This window comes from Paenibacillus sp. NPDC058898, from assembly GCF_049316025.1.
Classification (GTDB): Bacteria; Bacillota; Bacilli; order Paenibacillales; family Paenibacillaceae; genus Paenibacillus_AQ.
Window position 1 is genome coordinate 1 of the sequence record NZ_JBMOSM010000030.1, and the last position, 20558, is coordinate 20558.

General features: G+C 51.0%; 16 protein-coding genes. 2 read left to right on the forward strand and 14 right to left on the reverse strand.

The genetic code is table 11. From position 1 onward, the window contains the following. Positions 1-222 precede the first annotated feature (222 nt). Entirely contained in the window at positions 223-1263 is a 1041-nt protein-coding gene (locus tag ACOZB4_RS33680; RefSeq protein WP_379416678.1) for a Gfo/Idh/MocA family protein, read from the reverse strand. Between the two features lie 183 nt (positions 1264-1446). Between ACOZB4_RS33680 and ACOZB4_RS33685 the strand changes: the two genes are divergently transcribed. Beyond that, the gene (locus ACOZB4_RS33685) at positions 1447-2334 is read left to right on the forward strand and encodes a helix-turn-helix transcriptional regulator (protein ID WP_379416680.1); all 888 of its coding nucleotides are present in this window, start codon (positions 1447-1449) and stop codon (positions 2332-2334) included. A gap of 176 nt (positions 2335-2510) precedes the next feature. Here ACOZB4_RS33685 and ACOZB4_RS33690 read toward each other — a convergent pair whose 3' ends face one another. From ACOZB4_RS33690 to ACOZB4_RS33730, 9 genes are all read right to left on the reverse strand, one after another. Continuing rightward, entirely contained in the window at positions 2511-4880 is a 2370-nt protein-coding gene (locus tag ACOZB4_RS33690; protein WP_379416683.1) for a DUF4962 domain-containing protein, read from the reverse strand. Continuing rightward, a complete protein-coding gene (locus ACOZB4_RS33695) occupies positions 4864-7119 on the reverse strand; it encodes a heparinase II/III domain-containing protein (RefSeq protein WP_422759733.1) in 2256 nt (751 codons plus the stop codon). Before ACOZB4_RS33695 ends, ACOZB4_RS33690 begins: the two co-directional genes overlap by 17 nt. Further along, positions 7116-7883: an SDR family NAD(P)-dependent oxidoreductase gene (locus ACOZB4_RS33700; protein ID WP_379416685.1), complete on the reverse strand. Its 768-nt coding sequence runs from the start codon at positions 7881-7883 to the stop codon at positions 7116-7118. Before ACOZB4_RS33700 ends, ACOZB4_RS33695 begins: the two co-directional genes overlap by 4 nt. Positions 7884-7898: 15 nt before the next feature. Beyond that, positions 7899-9770 (reverse strand): cache domain-containing sensor histidine kinase, encoded by a 1872-nt coding sequence (locus tag ACOZB4_RS33705; RefSeq protein WP_379416688.1) that lies wholly within the window; start codon positions 9768-9770, stop codon positions 7899-7901. Continuing rightward, entirely contained in the window at positions 9767-10816 is a 1050-nt protein-coding gene (locus ACOZB4_RS33710) for a response regulator transcription factor (RefSeq protein WP_379416690.1), read from the reverse strand. The genes ACOZB4_RS33705 and ACOZB4_RS33710 overlap by 4 nt, the downstream gene beginning before the upstream one ends. A 110-nt stretch (positions 10817-10926) precedes the next feature. Further along, a complete protein-coding gene (locus ACOZB4_RS33715; protein WP_379416692.1) occupies positions 10927-12504 on the reverse strand; it encodes an extracellular solute-binding protein in 1578 nt (525 codons plus the stop codon). Positions 12505-12629: 125 nt separating this feature from the next. Next, positions 12630-13502: a carbohydrate ABC transporter permease gene (locus ACOZB4_RS33720; protein WP_215162994.1), complete on the reverse strand. Its 873-nt coding sequence runs from the start codon at positions 13500-13502 to the stop codon at positions 12630-12632. Between the two features lie 18 nt (positions 13503-13520). Then, positions 13521-14483: an ABC transporter permease gene (locus ACOZB4_RS33725; protein WP_339265591.1), complete on the reverse strand. Its 963-nt coding sequence runs from the start codon at positions 14481-14483 to the stop codon at positions 13521-13523. Positions 14484-14489: 6 nt separating this feature from the next. Further along, a complete protein-coding gene (locus ACOZB4_RS33730; protein WP_076321763.1) occupies positions 14490-14672 on the reverse strand; it encodes a tautomerase family protein in 183 nt (60 codons plus the stop codon). Between the two features lie 261 nt (positions 14673-14933). Between ACOZB4_RS33730 and ACOZB4_RS33735 the strand changes: the two genes are divergently transcribed. Further along, positions 14934-16127: a glycoside hydrolase family 88 protein gene (locus tag ACOZB4_RS33735; protein WP_379416696.1), complete on the forward strand. Its 1194-nt coding sequence runs from the start codon at positions 14934-14936 to the stop codon at positions 16125-16127. Between the two features lie 25 nt (positions 16128-16152). Here the strand turns inward: ACOZB4_RS33735 and ACOZB4_RS33740 are convergent, their stop codons facing one another. From ACOZB4_RS33740 to ACOZB4_RS33755, 4 genes are all read right to left on the reverse strand, one after another. Beyond that, complete coding sequence (locus ACOZB4_RS33740; protein WP_379416698.1) at positions 16153-17235, reverse strand: sensor histidine kinase; 1083 nt, start codon at positions 17233-17235, stop codon at positions 16153-16155. Beyond that, entirely contained in the window at positions 17232-17924 is a 693-nt protein-coding gene (locus ACOZB4_RS33745) for a response regulator transcription factor (RefSeq protein ID WP_379416700.1), read from the reverse strand. Before ACOZB4_RS33745 ends, ACOZB4_RS33740 begins: the two co-directional genes overlap by 4 nt. Before the next feature lie 534 nt (positions 17925-18458). Then, positions 18459-19292 carry a sugar phosphate isomerase/epimerase family protein gene (locus tag ACOZB4_RS33750; RefSeq protein ID WP_379416702.1) on the reverse strand — a complete coding sequence of 278 codons (834 nt, stop codon included), beginning with the start codon at positions 19290-19292 and terminating at the stop codon, positions 18459-18461. Between the two features lie 3 nt (positions 19293-19295). Continuing rightward, the gene (locus tag ACOZB4_RS33755) at positions 19296-20363 is read right to left on the reverse strand and encodes a Gfo/Idh/MocA family oxidoreductase (protein WP_379416707.1); all 1068 of its coding nucleotides are present in this window, start codon (positions 20361-20363) and stop codon (positions 19296-19298) included. Positions 20364-20558: the final 195 nt, after the last annotated feature.

The window sequence follows — 20558 nt, forward strand, 5'->3', positions numbered from 1 at the left end:
TATTGGTAAAACCCTCGATCCCTCCACCCGCATAGCGGGTGGTTTTATGTTTCGCACGCTATCGCGTGCTCAACTGACTAAAGTCATAACAAAAAAGCCGCGAATCCGCGGCTTCATTTACCCTATATGTTTTCGTCCCCAACAACACCTGCATGAGCAGGCTACCGTCCAGCCAAGGCCAAAGTTGTATCAAAATGTCCTAAGGCTACTCACTCGTTCCCTTCAACCCTTCATGAACTCCGAAATCATGACTTTTCGTCCCGTCTTGGCACTCTCCAAGGCAGCCAGCACCATCGCCATGCTGTAGACGTTGTCGCTGCAATCCGTCTCCGGCTTGATGCCGGCTTCGAGAGCATGAAACATATTTTCCAGGCAGCCGTGATGTCCGGTCCTCTCCAATTCGGGCAGCGTCCCTTCAATCCGTTCATACTTCCGGATAAAGTTTCCTGATTGATCCCCTTCCGCCACGATCTCCGCATAAATATCATCATGGCCGTCCCAGATCGCAGTCCCTTTCTCTCCCGTTACGCGCCATGCGGCTTCCCATGAGGTTTGGGCTCCTTCGGCGCACCAGGAACCGCGGTAATTGAACACGGAGCCGTTCGACATTTCATAGATGCATATCGCCATCGCGTTACCGGCATACCAGGAACCCGGCGGGTTAAACTCCTGACAGTACACGGATACCGGATCGGCACCGCTGATCATTCGGGCCTGATCGAAGGTGTGAATGGCCATGTCAAGCAGCAGGGGACTGTCCATCAGGTCCCGAAACCCGCCAAAATGGGCGCCAAGGAAAAAATCCGCCCCTATGAACCCGGGCTTTCCAATCACTCCACCTTCAATCAAATCCTTGTATGCCCGAATTCGCGGATCAAATCGGCGGTTTTGCATGACGGCATGGGTTCTGCCTGCCGACTCTGCGAGCCTCACGATATCCAGGCATTCCGTCATCGATTCCGCTAACGGTTTTTCGCTGAATACATGACACCCGTGCTTAAGCGCTGCCGTGCTAATCCCGTAGTGGCTGGCGGGAATGGTCACATCAAATACGATATTCGCTTCGCTTGAAGTAAGGGCCTCCGTAATATTGGTATAAAGGGGACAAGAAAGTCCATGCCGATCGGCAAATGCCTTTGCAAATTTCTCTTGGATATCCACGAGGCCCACGATTTCAACGTCCTCTCGCCCTTTCGCATATTCCGCCCATGTATTCGCCATACTGCCGCATCCTGCTATCACAACTTTAAATGTCGTGGTCATGCTCCCCCTGAATACGTCATAATGTTGTAAACCGCTTACAATTTCACATCCTAACCCGTTGTCATCATTCCAATATTGGCTTAATGTAAATGAAGCAACTTCATTATAATGGCGAAACTCAACAATTTCTCTATACAACCTTGTGCATTACCACTCTTATCTTGCGGTCCGAGGTGAATTCACATGTCCAATCCAAAAGAGCTTCATGAAAATACGAGACTAGACTATAAAGCCTATCCTGTGCAGGTATTTAATAACTTCTGCTCCCATGCCAAAACGAAAGACTGTATCCTGTATCTCCACTGGCATGAACACTTTGAGATTATTAGCATGCGCCAAGGGCACGCGGTATTCCATATTGATACAACTCCGTATGACGTAAAGGCTGGAGAAATGATCATCATCCCCGGCGGCAGCCTGCACGTGGGATATGCCCTTGAAGATGGCGACGTGCGATTTGATTGTGTCGTGGTGAATGCATCCCTCTTTAACGATTTCCTCCATGATCCGATTCATGTGCGTTATGTCGCTCCCTATATGGAAGGCCAGCTCCGTTTCCCGGTCAAGCCTGCCGAGAACCACCCTGCTGGCGCAGACTGCTATCCGCTGCTGGATGAAGTGATTGAAGAGCTTGTTGCCCGCCGTCCGGCCTATGAGCTTATTGCCAAGTCCAAGCTGTACACGGTGTTCGTTCTGCTGGCACGTACATTTATGCCCACACAGTTCACGGAGAAGTCGGCCGAGCCGTATTTTGCGAATCGGGATCGTTATAAAAAACTCATTCAGCACATCGAGAGCAACATCGGTGAGAAATTGTCGGTAGAGACCGCTGCTGCAGAGGTCGGTTTGAATCCGTTTCATTTTTGCAAAATGTTCAAGCGCTTAACGGGGCGCACATTCGTCGATTACGTCAACCTGACCCGGATGAATGAAGCAGAGAAGCTGCTTCGTGAACGGTCGCTGACCATCACGGAGATTGCCGGCATCGTCGGCTGCAGCAACCCGAATTATTTTACCAAGCTGTACAAACAGTACAAGAGCATGACGCCTTCTCAGGCTAGGCAGATTTAAGCGGCGAGTTTAGCCTGACTCCTTAGCTGTTATTTGCGATTGCTCCCTGCACGATGATAAATTGGCACCATGCATAGCATCAGTACTGCTTCCTATATGCAAAAAAAACTCAACTCCAGCAAAGGCTGTATGTTGAGTCTTTTGGTATTTGTTAATCCCTTCGGCGCTTCCACATCTTAATACGCTTTAGGCACTTCCACCTTTCTGGTGTTCCCATCCTCATTGGTGAAATAGATATGAACCCCATGGTCCTGATCGTCCAGAAAATACGAGACGTATTTACTTTCATGTGCCCTCATGGGAACCAGGAGGGTCGCGATGCGATGGCTTGTGGCTGATTTCGTTTCAGCATGCAGATGCCACTGGTTATCCAGCCCTTCAATCTCTTCGGGATCGACGTCAGTGAATTGATTATGCTGATTCAGCGATAGATCGCCTGATGAGCAGTACACGAATCGCCCTTCCATTTCCGCTTTGCTGCCCATCACCCGAAACGTCTGCCCCGACAGCTTCATCCGGTTCAGGGTATGAAACAGCCACTCGATTCTGGCTGGCTTGGCAAGATCCACCGTATCCACGATGACAAAATAAGATTCGTCAAAAAAATAGATCTCGCGCACATACCGCTCCAGATAAGGGACATTCTCCCGATAGGCCTGCGTAGCGTTCATACGGGCGTACCCATAACCCGATGACGCATCTACTTGCTCGACCTTTCCGCTGGCTTCGATGCAAAGCACCTTATCTTTTCCCGCATACTGACCATGGCCATCAATGAGAATATTGTTCGTGGAACGCGTCTGCCTGCGCCAGTTCATATGCATCGTGCTTCCAAAAGCGATGTAATATCCACTTTCAATTGCGAGAGGTTCACCATACGCGTGCAGCAGGAATCCGTTCTGGTCACCGTGACTGTGGCTCATGGAACCGTAACGGCTGCTCTTTGCAAGCAGCATAATGTGCTCATCCGGATCATCCATGCGGTGATGCATCGCCACCCAGTCAATATCGCGGAACCATTTGACGGCTTGGATGGTTCGATCCTTCGCTTCCGAGACGTTATCTATAGAAAACAGAACGGTAACAGAAGGAGAAACAGCTTCCACCTGAGGGTAATCATGCCGATACAGCATATCGTCAAAGCGGAAATCCCACCAGCCGTAATTGTAAAACTTGGAGTCGGCGTCCGTATCCGCCTTAACTACTTGTTCATAATACCACTGATATAATCCATTCCCTGTAATGCCTGCAAACTGGCGAATATTGAAAGCCGTCTTCAGACTGACGGGTTCGCCGAGATAGGACTGGTCCCCGAAGCTGGCCCGGATCGTATCCGGACTGCTGCAGTAGAGTGGGAAATCGCCCGTGCGCCCAAAGAACGGCCGTTGATAGAAATCGATGGATACGTAGTTGCGAATGAGATTGAGCGCATCGATCACAAATGCCATGCCCGTTGTCCAATAGAGTGGCCCCTCGGCCCAGCCTCCATCTTCTCCGCCCCAAGGCGAATAGAGGCAGGCGTAGTATTCCAGCGTGTAATCCAGCCATGTCTGTGCCTCAGCCTCTTCATGAAGCATGGCAATACAGGCCGGAACAAGCACGGAGGACAACGAACGAACAGCATGGCTGTCATAAGGGACATGAAGGATTTTCGAGCGCTCCATGACATGGAAGGCCACCTGCTTCGTACGTCGCAGAAGAGCTCCCCTGACGAGATCAATCTCCTCTGCGCTGAGGTAATCGTGGAGCCAGTCGTATCCCCATGCAAGTGCACCAACCATCCGAAACGCGGCCTCATCGTTATAATCTCTGGATGTTGTTCCCTCCGTATCCCACCGGGTCGCGTGGAGCAGCCAAGTCTTCGCTTTGGCTATTAAAACATCATCCTGTAAAATGACCCCTGCCACGCTTAAGTGCCGGATAACATACAGCGTTTCTTGGCAATCCATGTACATTTTTCTCCACAGCTTGGCGACACGCTTATTGCCGGGATAACGTTCCGGTTCCGGAATTAACGGCTTATCCAGCCACGGAAGGACCGATTTCTCGTAAAAAGCGCGCCAGCCGCAGTAATCATCATCCTTTCGGAGACCTTCCCGGAACGCCTCAATCCCCTGTTCGTCCAGCCATAACCGCGGATGACCGGTATGCGTGCGTTCGTACCTTTCCTCTCTGCCAGGCAGGGGAGTCTCGGGCAGCCCCTCCGGGACATGAAACATTCGGGATTGGCTCCAAGAAGAACGGTTATGGTCCAAGTCTGCCGTATCCTCCACTTGCTCCCCGGTCAGCAAGGCATATCGCCAATAATAAGTACCCGGCTCCAGAGGTTGCTCCGGAGTGTATAAGTTATAGGGAATCGGCGATATCATTGTTGTCGCTTCCGTTTCATACGAGGGCGAGGTCGAAATTTGCAGCATATAACGGTCGTTATCCAGCTGTCCCGGCATCCAGGTGAAACGAGGAGGATTCTCAAGCAGCTTACTCTCTTCATCCGGTTGATATGGCACGGACAACAATCCGCTTTTCGGTTCAAACAAGGTTTTCATCGAGTACCCTCTCCTTCAACCCGTTGTTGGTCATCGTGAAGCTTCTGGCGGTCCTTCCATCGGACAGGCTGAGCCAATCCCCATCTCCCGACCGGTTCCATTCCAATGTGAGCGGCTCGGTGCCGGTACAGTAAACGGCAATGAAGCGGGCTTTCGAATCTAATCGGTGAAGCCGGATTCCTTCCATGAGGCGGCCGGGATCGTCAGCAAGCCCAGGTGACTCCACCTGTGAGCATTCCATACCCTCGAAGGCGATAAATGAGATTACCGCCAGTGGCTCTGATGCATTGGCAATGTGGAGATTGAATTGCAAGCCATCCTGGGACAAGACGTGGGTGCACCTCTCTTTTACATATGCGTATCCATCTTCGTTTCCAAGATCCGTTTTAACGCGGCCCTGATCAGCATTTTGAAGTCCGCTAAGCTGTCCCATGCCAACGTAATGGAACCACCAATCCACGACTGCCGGTTCATCCAATTCCACTTCAAACCAATCCAGCAGCCAATCTTCCGTCAATATCAAATGCCGGTCCAGAATGGCTTGATCGTAGGCCTCATCGGCCTGAACCCAAATATAGGAACGGTTTGAAGCGGATTCATACCGTATGCATTTGCCTTCTGCCGGATTCTGGGAACGGCCTCCTACCGAGACGGTATTGTGGCAGGCTGTATGGGGATACCACTCCTTCTTCAGGATCGAACCGTACGGTACGGTTCCACGGTCTGGTGAAAGAGGCTGGTTCCCGACATGAATCATCAGATTCAGTTTATCGAAGTGACCATGTGATCCTCCATGAGGGCCAAAATCGACTAACGCCTGAAGCCCATTCGAATGCTGCGACTTCAACAGGGCGAGTCCACTGTGAGGAAGAAAGACGGTAGGAGTACACAGATCGGACAAGTCATTCTCGTTTCTGCCTTCGATGTCCCATGCTTCATTACCTTCAAGTTCATGACCTGCTTGGTTTGCATGTTCTGCATCGCCTGCTTCTTGGACTTCTCGTGTAACTCGTACTTCGATGATGTCCCCTACTTCCCATACTCCTCCCGCTGTCTCCCTATGAGAACCCTTCGTCTCAGAAGAAGCCACTCCGGATCTTCCATCCCAATGGCCCGTTCCGTATAACAGAGCTTCCAGCATGCCAACCCGGCCGGCTTCTCCATTCAGTTCACGATACACATTGTCTAGCAGTCGTTGATAGCTCTTGTCTCCAAATACGGATAAACCGATTTCCGCAATCTCGACAATTTCTCGCGCATAAGGAACCCTGCAATAAGGACCGTCGTGAAGTGCTGGCAGGAAGCCGTTTGGGTCTGCCAATCGAACCAGTACCGTCAGCATGCCCTGCATGGATTGGCCTTGCTCTCCTCTCAGGGAAAACAGCTCTTCACCAACCCGGCTCCCCATTTCCGCAGCAATCAGATAAGCACGGAGGACGAATACGTGGTAATAAATGCTGCCTTCGAATTCAAGCTGATCCGGCCTGACGGCAATGCTGAGATGATGCCGCAGGCCGCCTTCCTTCACGACCAGCTGCCGCAGCTTCTCCGTTTCGCCTTGTACCGCATAAATACTGAACAGCGCGGCAATCAGCCAGGCGGTATAGTTGTTCTCGGGATTTCCGCGCTCCCGGGTCAAAATATGATGATACTCTGTCATGCTGCTCTCGAGCATGTGCAAGAACCGGTTAATCTTCCGGCGATCAGCCTCGTCGAACGACACTTGAGCATCCTCCAGCAGCAGGTAGCCGCGAAGCAATGTCGTTGCCCATATGGCCTCGGTCAAAGCCTGATAGAATGCGCGCCCTTTCAGCATCCAGGGCTGGGCATCGGGATGTACCGGGTATAGCGGAAATTGCTCCGCATAGCGGACAATCAACTTTTTTCCAAGATCGGCGTAAGCCTTCTCTCCGGTATCGGCATAGACGGCGGCAGATTGCAGGACGTATCGGGCCATGGCCTGATGCTTGAATACCAGCCACGCCCCCCTGTACGGTTCTCCTTCCACTTCGCAGCCATACGGACAACGAAAGGTGCTGCAGTCCGCCTCCAGCGGATCAAACACCAGTTCCGTGTGATGTTCGGGACACACGTATTGGTGCCACCAGCCGCCTGGATCAACGGGAACATCCAGCCTCCGGTCGATGACTTGATCGAGCTCGGCCTTCAGGATATCGATCGTTTGCACGCTCCAAGGATAGAATTTCGACTTCGCGTTGACCTTCATCCAATCTCTCATCGCATGAACATGCCGCCGTTGATTTCGATCGTCTCCCCCGTTAGATAAGAAGACAGCTCCGAGACGAGGAACAGCACGGAGCCGGCGACATCGTCCGGGGTGCCCTCTCGGCCCAGCGGGATACCCTTGATCGTTGCTTTTCGCGCATCATCCGGGGTAAAGGTCGCATGAAACGCCGTTTGCCCGATAAAGCCGGGGGATACGGCATTCACATTAATTCCGCTTGAAGCGAGCTCCTTCGCCAAGCCTTTGGTAAAGCTCAGGACGGCAGCCTTGCTCGCTGCATAAATGCTTGCGCCCGGTCCACCGCCATTGTGCGCCGCAACGGAAGTCATGTTCACGATACGGCCTTGACCGACCGCTTTCATCCCCGAAATGACGGCTTTGCTCACGAATACCGTGCTTTTCATATTCACATCCATGACCTTGTCGTAGAGCTCCTCGGTCATTTCCGCATTCGCCAGACGCTCAACCAAATGCCCTGCATTATTAACCAGAATCGTAACCGGGCCGCCGAATGCCTTCTCTACTTCCGCTACGAGCGCCTCTGCCTGCTCCACATGCGTAACGTCTGCTTGAAATGCATGAGCCTCACCGCCAAAACCTCGAATCTCCGCTACGGCTTCTTCAGCGGCATCCTTGCTGCTCAGATAGTTTAGGGCTACCTTAGCCCCACTTCTTGCCAGCTTCAACGCAACTGCACGACCAATCCCTCCACTCGAACCTGTGACTAATGCGATGTTACCCGATAAGTTAATATGCATGTTGATCCCTCCTGATTAGGTTTGCAGCTGTTTCAGTCTGCTTTCTTGTTCACGCACTCTTTCCATTCGCGGCATCGTCATGACGATGCTTGTGCCTTGATCCGGCGAACTATGAACCGTAATCCCGTACTCTTCGCCATAAACCATCTGAATTCGCCGATGGACATTCACGATACCGATGCCACCCCTGCGCCGCGCATGCATCCCCTCTTCATCATCGACCAGGCGGTTTTCCTCGAGCCTTTTGCGCAGTTTATGAAGCTTATGGTCCGCTATGCCTGCCCCGTTGTCCTCGACGATAACCAGCAAGTTGTCCTGTTCGATTCTCGTGTCGATCCGAATGTAATGCCATGCTTCGATCCCTTCCGGAAAAGCATGCTGAAAAATATTCTCGACAATCGGCTGTAAGGAGAGCCTGACCATCTTCTCCAATAGGAGCTCGGGCGGCGTCGCCACCTCGATCTCGAAATCGCGCCCGATCCGATGCTTTAAAATCATCATGTAATGCCGCACATGATTCAGTTCGTTGGCAATGGTGATTTCCTCCAGGTTGGTCTGAATGGAATATCGAAGCATGAAAGCCATGGCCTCCACCATGTCCGAGATCTCGTCGGAATCCTGAACGATCGCGTAACAATTGATCGTTTCCAGCGTGTTGTACAGAAAATGCGGATTGATCTGTAATTGGAGCGCCTGGAACTCTGCCCGCTGGCGCTCCAACTGGATGTCCTGCAGCTCCAGCTGCGTTTTCTGATTGTGGAGCTCCGTGTCGTATACCTGCTCGATCATATCGGACAAGCGGCTAACCATGAGATTGTAGCTATGGATCAATCCGCCGATCTCGTCCTCCCGCGGCTTCACATCGGTGATATGCGTCCAGTTTCCCTTCTCCGTCTGCCTCATCCCGTTCTTCAGATTGCGGATCGGGTTCACGATCGATTTGCCGAATCGATAGGCAAGAATGAGCGCAATGATCAGCGTAACGAAGCCTACGCTAATGGTGGTGGAGCGAATGCCCGAAATCGGCGCCCGAAGCTCATCCAGCGGCATCATAATGACGAGGCTCCAGCCCGAATACTCGGACTGGCGCGAGATGATCATCGCTTTCTCGCCGAGCACCGGTTCAATGAAGCGATGATCACCCTTAGCGATAATGCGCTTCGGCAGGTCCGTGGTCGTGATTCCCTCCATATCCACGTGATCTGGGGCATAGACGACCTCGCCTTCGCGATCCAGGATGAAGAAGAAACCCTGCTCTCCGAGATCGACGCCATTCCATAAACCCGACAACTGATCTTCATTGAACTCCACCGCGAGCACGCCTTTAACGTCGTAGGAATCCATTCCCCGGATTTTGCGGGCAACCGTAATGACGTTGTCGCGATCCTGTTCCAGCAGGCTGGTCTTCAAGATGACGATCTCCCCGTTCCCCGGCGTCTTCTCCGTCAATTCACGAAGTCGGTCCGACGGATCGATCGACATGGCGGAGAAATTCTGGTTCTGATCGAAAATCGACCGGCCATGGAACCCCAGTATGTACATCATATGGGTCTGCGTGGGGTATTGAATGAAGATCTTCTGAAAGACATCCTTTCGAATGAGATGGGTGAACCGGTAATGCTCGTAGCTGTCGCTGGGGTTCATATCCAAAAATCGCTTCACCGAATCCTGCAGCAAAATCGTATTGCTGATCCGCTCAAACATCTTCAGCTGATTATCCGTTTGCCTTGCGGCGTTCGTGATGACGGTGGTCATATACTTCTCGACCTGCTCGTCAATCGCTTCGGATGATTTCATGTAGAAGAAGACGCCGACCGTCGTAAGCGAGAACATCACGACGATGAAAAAGTACAGGAAGATTTGGCGGGACAGGCTCCTCCGCATCATTGTATCCCCAGCATCTCCCGGTATTCGGAAGGGGTGTATCCGGTGACCTTCTTAAAGGTTTTCGTAAAATGGGGATGATCCGCATACCCCACTTCGAATGAAATGTCCGTAATTTTATAATGCGGGATGGCAAGGAGCTTCTTCGCCTTCTCGATTCGTTTCTTGATCCGGTAATGGACAAAGGTCTCGTCCGTCATCTGTTTGAACAACTGGCTGAAATACGACGGGTTGAGTCCAAGCATGTCGGCCACCTCATCCAGCGAGAGATCGCGGGACAAGTTGCGCTCGATATAGGCTTTCGCTTCCTCTACAGGCTCCTTCGCATTTCCTTTTCTCTTCTCGCGTATGAGTTTCACCGTCTGATTCACGGCCAGACGAAATCTCTCGAAATAATGATGGTTCCCTCCGGGTTCAGACCCCGTGATTCCCGTCATGCGTTCAAACGAATATACGTCCCTGCCGTTTAACTGCTTGATCAACTTCGCGTACAGCTCATCCAGCAGCTCCTGAAGCTGGATCGATTCGAGCCGGCGCTCATTGCAATAATCCTCGAGTTCCTGCAGCTTCGCCTGGATATCGTTCATTTGTAAATGCCATACGGCCAGCTCGAGCTGCTCGAGCCAATCCTCCAGCTTGGAGAGCGGAAAATAAAACCGCTGCTTCTCCTGCATGGACTTTCGATCCGCCATCAATTTATTCATGGTGTTATGTACCACCGATTTGGTCACAGGCTTGAGCAGATATTCTTTAACCCCATACGACATGCATTTCTGGGCGTATTCGAAATCGCCGTAACCGGAAATGACGACCACCGTGATATCGCCGTATTTTTCATAAAGCTGCTTGCTTAGCTCCAAGCCGTCCATCTTTGGCATTTTAATATCTGTAAAGATGAAATCCGGTCGTGTTGTCTGGATCGCTTCCAATGCTTCCATGCCGTTTCCGGCCGTTGCCGCTTGAATCATGGCCGGATCCGTCTGCGTGATCAGTTTCGCCAAGCCCATCCTTATCATAGGTTCATCATCAACGACCAGAATGCGGTACATCACCCATTCCCCTTTCAAAACAGCGAGAGTAGTTTAGCTTTAGCAAGATACTCCTCTGCTTAGACAAGCAGAGGAGTCATTCTTCAACACTATACTAAAACATGCTCTGCTTATTCGAAAGCGTTTTCTTTTTCGTTATATCGTTTCGTGGCTTCCTCAATAATCTCGCTGCCGCCTTTGGACAGATATTCCTCGAGCACCTTGCCATAGTTATCGATAGGCTCCCTGCCGTATACCATGCGGAGCACATGCTCTAGAATCAGCGGCGGCAGTTCATCCGATTTCGGATTCAGCTCCGGATATTTCACCATCGCCTCCAGACGCGGATCGAATTCAATGCCGCGGCGGCCCTCTTTCGTAAGCATGTTATCAAAAGCATTAATCAGCTCTTTGCCGGAATCTGACAACTCGGATACGCGTTTGTTGTAGGTCGTGTCCTGCACCAGCCACAGCCAGTAGTTCAAATAACGCATTTTATCCGCTCCTGCCGTGTCCGTTGGAACCTCGAAGACCGGCTTGCCGTCGGTTACCTTATAATCCTCGCCTTCAAGGCCGAAGCTGAAGAACAATTCCGCATCTTCACTAACCATCCAGTTGAAGAACTTCACGATATCCTCCGCTTTATCCTTCGCCTTCGCGTTGATGAAGAAGGAACGCGTTACCGGATTGTAATGGGCATATCCCCCTTTACCGTCAGGTCCTACAGGCGAAGGAATCAGCGCCACTTTCGCGTCCGGCACATTCTCCTTCAACTGGGTGCCCCAGATCGGGAGCTCATTGGCATTCATGGACCACATGCCCGCTTTGCCGCTCGTGACGATGGATTTGAAATCCGCGCTTTCAATCGTCGCGAATTCCTTGCTGATCAATCCTTCCTCGTGCATCGTCTTATAGATCTGAATGGCTTGCTTCATGCTTTCTTCATCAAAGAAGGTTGGCTTCACCTTCCCGTCCGGGAACACCTTGAATTGGTTCAGGTAACCCAGCACGTCATACGCACCGAAAAAGGTATCCGCATATTTGAAATTCTGACGTCCGGCATAAGGCTGCTCCACCCCGGCTTCCTTGAACGCGCGCAGCACATCCATCGTCTCTTCCACCGTTGTCGGGATCTCCTTGCCTACCTTCTCCAGCAGGTCGGTCCGAATCCATGTGGCCCGTCTGGACGGATTGGACAAGATTTCGGGAATTCCGTAAATATTGCCCGTCTTGGAATCCGTCATCCGCTTCCAGGCTTCCTCCGGGATAAACTTGAGCAGGTCCTGCCCATGCTCCTGCAGGAGGTCGTTCAGCGGAAGAAAGACTCCGTTCTCCACGGCACCCGCCAGCTCGGGACCGCTGATTCCGCCAGTGCCCTGCACCACATCCGGAATGTCGTTCGTTGCGAACATCTGCACCATTTTATCCTGATATTCGTTATGCGGAATGAGGCGGATATCCAGGTCCGTATTCGTCATTTTCTCTAGCTCCAGCACGTACTTATCCTTGTTGATATCCGGATTCTTCTCAACGTAGGATACGTTAAGCGTCCGCATCGAAATGGAAAATTTCGTGGCTCCCGCTTCATTCCCGCCTTGGTCGTCTCCGCCGGCATTGGCTCCTCCGCCCCCGCCATTGTTGCCCGAACAGCCAACGAGCATGGCCAGTACGAGACCTGATGTAAGCGCACGTGTCCAGCTTTTTCTCATGAATACCCCTCTTTTCAAGCTAATATAGTCGCTTATAATAGCGCTTTCAAACTTAATATCAGTATAGAGAGCCGTCTGGGCGGGAACAAGGAATGTCTTTGGCTCGGTTTGTCGTTTTTTTAGGGTTATTCTTTGATCGACCCGATCATCATCCCATGAATGAAGAAGCGCTGCAGAAACGGATACAAGAGAATGATGGGCAAGGTGGCTACCAGAATTACCGCCATCTGAATGCCCTGCACGGACTGGGAGCTTGCTTCGAATGCCATATTGCCCGTATCGGTCAGGCCCTCGTTCACCAGAAGCTCCCTCAATTTTACCTGGAGCGGATACTTGGCGCGATCATTGATGTAGTAGAGGGCGTCCATATATTTGTTCCAATTGGTTACGGAGTAGAATATCCCTACCGTCGCCAGCGCCGGTTTCGATAACGGAAGCACGATGCTCCACAGGGTACGGACCTCGCTGCATCCGTCGATTCGGGACGAATCGATCAGTTCGCTTGGAATTTGGGTGAAGAAGGTTCGAAGCACAAACAGATTGAATGCGCTGATCGCCGATGGCAGCATCAAAGACCACAGCGTGTTGACGAGATTCAGCTCGCGCATCAGAATGAATTGCGGAATCAGCGGTGCCGTGAATATCATGGTCATCAGGATGATAATCATGATTGTTTTTCTGCCGACGTATTCGGGCCTGGAGAGCGGATACGCCAGCGAAGCGGTTGCTGCCAGATTGATGAAGGTTCCGAATAGCGTAATATAGACGCTGATCCCGAATGCCCTCCAGATGGAAATATCGTTGAATACATGCTTATAGTAGGCAAAGGTAAATTCCACCGGCCAGAACATCACTTCTCCGCGATCGATAGCGCCTGGGCTGCTGAACGACTGGGCAATGACGTTGAGAAAAGGGAGCAGCATGGTGAGTGCAAGAAAGGTAAGGATGATATAGTTCAATACAAGAAACAGTTTTCTGCCCGCACTGTCGTATTTCACGTTGGTGGTCACTCCCCTCTAATACAGCGACTCGCCGGTCGCTTTCTTGCTGATGGTGTTTGCAATGGAAATCAGGAACAAGCCGACAACGGATTTGAACACCCCGATGGCGGTGGCATAGCTGTACTGCAGCTGCTGCAAGCCGGCTTTGTAAATGTACGTGTCCAAAATTTCGCTGGACTGGATGTTGAGCGGGTTCTGAAACACGAATACGCGTTCAAACCCGTAATCCATGAAGTCCCCGATCTTGAGCAGGAACAGGATCGTTATTACGGGAAGCAGCGCTGGCAGGGTAATGCTGAGGGTCTGGCGCCATCTTCCCGCTCCATCAATTTCGGAGGCTTCGTAGAGATCCGGATTTATGCCTGCGAGCGCCGCCAGATAGATGATGGTTCCCCATCCGACATCTCTCCATAATCCGGAGCCCACCAATACCGTTCGAATATAGGAATCTTCGCCAAGGAAATAGATCGGCTCTATGCCGAACCAGCCGAGTATCACATTCACGATCCCCGATGAAGGAGACAGGATACCCACAAAGATACCGCTTACAATAACCCATGACAGAAAATGTGGCGCATAGAATATCGTCTGGACAATTTTCTTGTACACGACCTGACGAACCTCATTGAGCAATAAAGCCAGAACAATGGGGGCAGTAAAAGCAAACAGAATGTCATATGTACCCAGCAGAAGCGTATTACGCAGAATTTTCAGAAAATCATAGTGCTGGAACATGCGCCCAAAGTGCTCAAGACCCACCCAGGGACTTCCCGTTACGCCCGCAAACAAATTGTAGTTCTGGAATGCGATCACGGAGCCCATTAACGGAACATATTTGAACAATCCGAAGAACAGCAGTCCCGGCAGCGATATGAAGTACAGCGCCCTGTATTTCCACATGAAGCCAAGTATCTTTCTCCGTTTATCGAGCTTTCCCACCACATTCGGGCTTACCGCTGCTTTGCTTGGCTCGGCCATCTGTCATCACCTCTTGTTTCTCAAATTGGCCGGTGCGTTGTCATCTATCGGAATTTCGTCAAACCGGATGCTGATAAATTCAGGCTCCCGGTCAATGATCCGCGACAGCTCCTTTGTAAAAACATCAACGATTTCGTTCTTCTGCTCATCCGTGCGTCCTTCGTACATTTTAATCGTAATTTGCGGCATCGGCTTATCGCCTCCTTAGGTAATGGATGTGATGAATATCCTTATCCTATAAGTTTTCATGACCGGGCAGCAATGGAGGAAGATCGGTTCCTTTGTGTTTTTTTTAGGTGGTTCGAAAGACTTGTGTTTTTTTAAGATCGGCTTGTTATTTCAATAGTTCTTAAGCGGTATATGTAGAATTTGGCAGCGTTCTATGGAACAATGGATCAAAGCAGTTGCGATAATTAGCCAAACGATGACATCAGTTTTGGGAGGTTAGCGATGAACGGACAACATCAGGAAACGAGAACGCCCTATTCGTTATTATGGGGACAATTGGAAAAGAAACTGTCGCGTATGACGGAACAGCTCCAAGGCAAAGTTCCTCATGCAACAACGAACGGAATCTATGATTCCACCCGGATCGACTGGTGGACCTCCGGTTTTTGGCCGGGAATGCTCTGGATCATGTCTGATATGACCAAGGAGCCGCAGTATAAGGAATGGGCTTGGGAATGGGATGTTCGACTTGAACAAGCGCTGATCGGGGACAGTAATTTTCATCACGATGTCGGCTTTCAATTTCTGCCGACAGCCGTCATCAAATATAAACTGACCGGCGATCCGGATGCCAGGCGGAGAGGACTGTTGGCCGCTACATTGCTGGCTGGGAGGTATAACCCGGTCGGGAAATTCATACGTGCTTGGAATCAGGTGAAACCAACCTCATGGAATCATGGGAATGAAGGCTGGTCCATTATCGACTCCACCATGAACCTCTCCCTCCTATTCTGGGCTTCCGAGGAGAGTGGCGACCCGAGATTCGCTCATATCGCCAGAGAGCAAGCCAATACGGTTGCCGAGTTTTTCATAAGACCGGACGGCTCCGTTCGGCACATCTGCCGATTTGATCCGTTAACGGGAGAATTCATCGAAGCGCTGGGAGGACAAGGCTATGGTCCGGAGTCTGCGTGGAGTCGTGGAGCGGCCTGGGCATTGCATGGCATGGCTAATACCTATCGTTATACCCGCGATATACGGTATCTTGAAGCCGCCAAGCGGGTTGCCCATTTTTTCATAGCTTCCCTTGAGGAGGATTCCATCCCCCGCTGGGATTTCCGTGCGGAGCGCAAGGAGATGGGACCATCCGATCGTGAAGAGACGAAATCATCCCCGATCACTTCCGAACCACGGGATACGTCAGCAGCATCCTGCGCAGCTTCCGGTCTGCTTGAAATCGCGGACCTGGTGCCTTTAACCGAAAGCCCTCTGTACCGCGAAAGTGCCTTGCGTATCATCGACTCCTTGACGGCCCATTACGCCGAATGGGATGACCCCGCGTATGAAGGCATACTGAAGGAAGCCACGGGACATCTGCCTGCAGGACAAAATATAAATGTCTCGCTGATCTATGGGGATTACTATTACGTTGAGACCGCTGCCAAGTTAATGGGATGGAAAAACCGGATCTTCTGATCCGGTTTTTTGCATGTCCATTCATCTATTCTTCTTTCGGAATCCGGATATAGAAGCAGCTCCCGCCGGCAAACTCATCTCCGCTTTCGGCCCACACTTGACCGCCATGAGCGGAAACCAGCTGCTTGACGATGGCCAGCCCCATCCCGCTTCCGCCGCTTAACCGATTCCTTGACTTATCGCCCCGATACAGCCTTTCGAAAATATACGGCAGATCGGAGGCAGAAATCCCCTGACCTGAATCTTTGATTCGAATCAGGGCATTTGCCCCTTCGTCCACGAGCTCGGCTTGTACCGTTCCGCCAGCTGGCGTGTAGTGTAAGGCATTACTTAACATATTGATTAGAACCTGGAGCATCCGGTCGGCATCCACCTCGGCTAGGATCGGCGAACCGCTGACATATTGCAGGTCCACCTTTTTTTCTTGATACATTGCTGCCGCCAAGGTGATGGCTCTCTCCATAATTTGACCAAGCTCCTGCTTGGATCGGGATAATTGAAACTCCGGCGATTCCATATCGTGCAAATCCTCGAGCTCCGTGACAAGCTGAATCAATCGATCAATCTCTTTCAGGCACGTTTGAAACCGATCTGCGGTCGGCTCCCATATGCCATCCTCAAGTGCACGGGTGTGACTCTTTAATGTGGTTAACGGCGTTCGCAGTTCATGTGCGATATCTTGGGTCATATTCCTGCGAAGCAACTCCTGCTTCTGTAACTGCACAGCCAGCTCGTTCAGCGAAGAACCGAGTCCCGCGATTTCATCGTACCCTTTGGTTGTCACACGGATGTCCCACTTCCCCCGCGTCATCATTTCAGCCGCTCGCTTCATCTGGACGAGGGGGGCCGATATTCTCCTTGCAACATATATGCCTATTACGGAAGCAATCGCAATGGATAAGAGACATGTCAAAATGATGGATTGCATCTGCGCCTGCTCCAAATGATAATTCAGCTCAGCCATTCCATCATGCACGGATGATTGCTGCTGGAACATGGCTATATGATAATGGTTGGTCACAATATTGATCACGGTAAACATGATCAGAATCCCTGCCGTGATACTGATGATGATGGCGGCAAGCCTCAGGTCCAGCCGATGCTTCAAGCCCCATCACCTCCAAAGCGGTATCCGAATCCGTATACGGTGATGATATACTTGGGCTGTCTGGGGTCTGATTCAATCTTTTGCCTAAGATTCTTGATATGCTGATCAATGATTCGGATGTCGCCGATAAAGTCATAGCCTAACACCCGGTCGACCAGTTCTTCGCGCGAAAAAATCCGCTGGGGGTATTTGGCCAACAGAAGCAGCAGTTTGTATTCGCTTGGCGTCAAGTTTACGACCTGTCCATGGCAGGTAACTTCGTGTTTCATCGAATGAATGGCCAGCGCGCCTTGGTGATACACAATAACGTCCGCCAAGAGCTTGCTGTCGTCTCCCCGTCTCAAGACGGCCTTGACTCTGGCCACAACTTCCCGAGGATCGAACGGCTTCACGATATAATCATCGGCCCCGATGGCAAACCCGCCAATCCGGCTGCTCTGGGCCACCTTAGCCGTTAACATGATAATGGGTACCGAGCTGAACGTACGAATTTCCTGACATATCCGCTCACCATCCATATCCGGAAGCATGAGGTCCAGTATGACAAGATCGACGGATTGCTCTCGCAGGAAATCGAACGCTTCGGCACCGTTGGCCGCTTCCAGCGTCAGATAGTGTTCTTTGTTTAAATAGGATACAAGAACTTCTCGAATATTCGGTTCATCATCCACGATTAATATGGTCTTCATTCTGGTTTCTCCTTATTGAATCCTTCGTCAGTACAAATCAACTTTAACATAAGACCCCATTGTAACTGAAACTTGTGAAGATTTGATGAGGACGGGGCTGTCCCAAAAGGCCCATTGACCAGGGCAGCCCCTTGGTATGTTGTTGTAAGACGCTGCAAGTACGAATCATTCCTCCAATCGCTGTTGCCCCCAAATTTCACTCATTGTATTTTTTAGCGGAAGAAATTCGTGGACAAAGGCGACCGCTGCCGCTTTTCCGGAATCGCTTCGTCCTCTCCGCTACTTCGTGCATTTGCCCACTTAAAAAACCAATAAAAAAGAAATCGCCCTTTGGTAGAATGGAAGTGTTGAGCAACCATCTTAAAGGTGCGATTTCTTTGTACATTCAATATACCATGGACCAACTCTGTGTGCCAATGTAACTCGAGGGAGACATTCCGGCTCATCATCTAGAAAAGGGAATCGTCCCACAGCAGAAAAAAAATCTGCTTCTGGGACAGCCCCTATCAATGTATCTCAATGTATTTCGTTACATCACGTGGCATGTATTAGAGACTTCAAATACGAGACACATTGCGGCACTTCACGCTCATACAATCCATGAAGAATAAGGGGACCCTTGACATGATAAGCGTGCAGCAATTTCATGTAAGCTTTATAATCCAGTTCACCGGTTCCTGCAGCCGTATAATGGAGTCCGTCTACGGTCGAATAATCCTTGGCATGCGCAATAATGACATGTTCGCTGAGCAGTGACAGCGCTTGATCGATAACTTCTGCTAGGGGCCTCCTCTCGTTCGGGTCGAACAAATTCGCTGCATCCAGAACCACTTTTAACCGGGGAGAACCCATCGTATCCAGCAGTCGCCTGGCTTTGACCGCATCGCTGATCACATTGGCAGGTTCAGGTTCGATTGCCAGTTCCAGCTCGAACTCCTCTGCCATATTCACTAATTCACGCATGGTCGCAAGCAGGTCATCCCATGCTTCCGGCGAATCGTTGTCCGGATGCCTTCTCCACATATCGATTGGATCTCTCGTGCCTGTGCACAGGGTAATGACGGACGTCCCCATTGAATGGCACATCGCTGCCAAATGGCGAAACTGGCGAATGTCATCCTGCACGCGCTGCCGGTCCGGGTGAATCATATTGAAGGTTCCGGATACTGCGGCTATATGAAGATGCCGTTTCTTACATTCTTCTCTTATATGCACCGCGGTTTCCAATTCGATCTCGTCCGGCAACGACCGAATACCGGCGCAGGTAAGATTGAATTGAATCACACTCAGTCCGTTTGCTTTCACTGCGTCCAAATTTTCCTCCAATGTAGGTCGTTCAAACGTCTTGGAGAAAATGCCCAGCCTCATGCCTCATACACCTCCCGTTACATCAGCCAGCTTCACCGTATTCCCGCTCTCCACCGATCGTGCAATTGCCGCCATGGCACGCATGGCTGCCACTCCATCCTCCAGATTGGCCCCTCGCATGGGTGCCTGCTCCAAAATCGTATCCGCAAAGGCTTCAACCTGCAGCTTGAAGAAATGCGCATCTTCCCCGAGCGGACGATGATAACAACCGTCGCGTGAGGAGAATACCTCGACGTCGCTGGACTTAAAAAGCCAAGGATTATAGGTCTTGCCAATAACGCTTCCGTGTTCGCCGTAGATCTGAAAGCCCTCATGCCAGTCCATCCGCACGGCAACCGTTAGATCCAGATGTCCTACAGCGCCCGAGGCATACTGCACCGTGACAAACCAGTTATACGCTCCGAACTTTTGCGTGTTCCAGGCTGTAACGCTATTCATCTCTCCACCTAAAAATCGAGCCGTATCCACCAGATGGCTGCCATGTGTCAGCATGAAGTAACGCAGCTTATCCAGCTTGGGATTGCCTTCCGGCCTTAAGGCATTCGGACTAAGCTGCACCATGGGCTGCACGTTCTCGGTGACCGTATACCGGTAGGTTGAGTCGCAGTACCATGCTTTCAACGCCAGCATCTCACCCATTTCTTGATCCATAAACTGCTTAGCATAAGCGATGCCCGGGTCAAAGCGCTTCATATTGCCGATTTGGACAATACATCCAGAATGCCGCGCCTTCCGCTGCAATTCCTCACACTCTTCTACGGTGACGCCAAGAGGCTTCTCCACTAGAACATGTTTCCCTGCTTCAATGGCTTTAAGGGCAGCTTCCACGTGGAATTGATCCGCGATGCCAATGATGAAAGCCTCCACCCCGGGATCGGCGAGCATTTTATCATAATCATTGTAGATCTTGGTTGGCTGGTGGATTTCGGCCATGCGGTTGAGCAGATCCTCAGCTACATCGCATATCGCGTATAGCCTGGCATTGCGCGCTCTCCGGCAAGCATCGAAATGTCCGTACTGCGATATGGGACCGCACCCTAGCACGCCGATATTTAACACCTTCTTATCCATCAAGACAGCACCTCCTGTAATGGATGATTATAAGAAAAACGTCTATCGACGTACTTTCTCGGAAGACAGACCGCGGTTAGAGGAAGTTTTTCTTGCGATATCAGGAAAGCCCAAGCCTCGAAGTTTATACTTCCTAATATCTAAAGAAAAACGTCTATCGACGTACTTTCTCGGAAGACAGACCGCGGTTAAAGG

What these genes read in the sequence shown, in the direction of transcription:
- ACOZB4_RS33680 (WP_379416678.1), bottom strand. Translation starts at nt 1,263, where the DNA reads ATGACCACGACATTTAAAGTTGTGATAGCAGGATGCGGCAGTATGGCG.
- ACOZB4_RS33685 (WP_379416680.1), top strand. Translation starts at nt 1,447, where the DNA reads ATGTCCAATCCAAAAGAGCTTCATGAAAATACGAGACTAGACTATAAA.
- ACOZB4_RS33690 (WP_379416683.1), bottom strand. Translation starts at nt 4,880, where the DNA reads ATGAAAACCTTGTTTGAACCGAAAAGCGGATTGTTGTCCGTGCCATAT.
- ACOZB4_RS33695 (WP_422759733.1), bottom strand. Translation starts at nt 7,119, where the DNA reads ATGAGAGATTGGATGAAGGTCAACGCGAAGTCGAAATTCTATCCTTGG.
- ACOZB4_RS33700 (WP_379416685.1), bottom strand. Translation starts at nt 7,883, where the DNA reads ATGCATATTAACTTATCGGGTAACATCGCATTAGTCACAGGTTCGAGT.
- ACOZB4_RS33705 (WP_379416688.1), bottom strand. Translation starts at nt 9,770, where the DNA reads ATGATGCGGAGGAGCCTGTCCCGCCAAATCTTCCTGTACTTTTTCATC.
- ACOZB4_RS33710 (WP_379416690.1), bottom strand. Translation starts at nt 10,816, where the DNA reads ATGTACCGCATTCTGGTCGTTGATGATGAACCTATGATAAGGATGGGC.
- ACOZB4_RS33715 (WP_379416692.1), bottom strand. Translation starts at nt 12,504, where the DNA reads ATGAGAAAAAGCTGGACACGTGCGCTTACATCAGGTCTCGTACTGGCC.
- ACOZB4_RS33725 (WP_339265591.1), bottom strand. Translation starts at nt 14,483, where the DNA reads ATGGCCGAGCCAAGCAAAGCAGCGGTAAGCCCGAATGTGGTGGGAAAG.
- ACOZB4_RS33730 (WP_076321763.1), bottom strand. Translation starts at nt 14,672, where the DNA reads ATGCCGCAAATTACGATTAAAATGTACGAAGGACGCACGGATGAGCAG.
- ACOZB4_RS33735 (WP_379416696.1), top strand. Translation starts at nt 14,934, where the DNA reads ATGAACGGACAACATCAGGAAACGAGAACGCCCTATTCGTTATTATGG.
- ACOZB4_RS33745 (WP_379416700.1), bottom strand. Translation starts at nt 17,924, where the DNA reads ATGAAGACCATATTAATCGTGGATGATGAACCGAATATTCGAGAAGTT.
- ACOZB4_RS33750 (WP_379416702.1), bottom strand. Translation starts at nt 19,292, where the DNA reads ATGAGGCTGGGCATTTTCTCCAAGACGTTTGAACGACCTACATTGGAG.
- ACOZB4_RS33755 (WP_379416707.1), bottom strand. Translation starts at nt 20,363, where the DNA reads ATGGATAAGAAGGTGTTAAATATCGGCGTGCTAGGGTGCGGTCCCATA.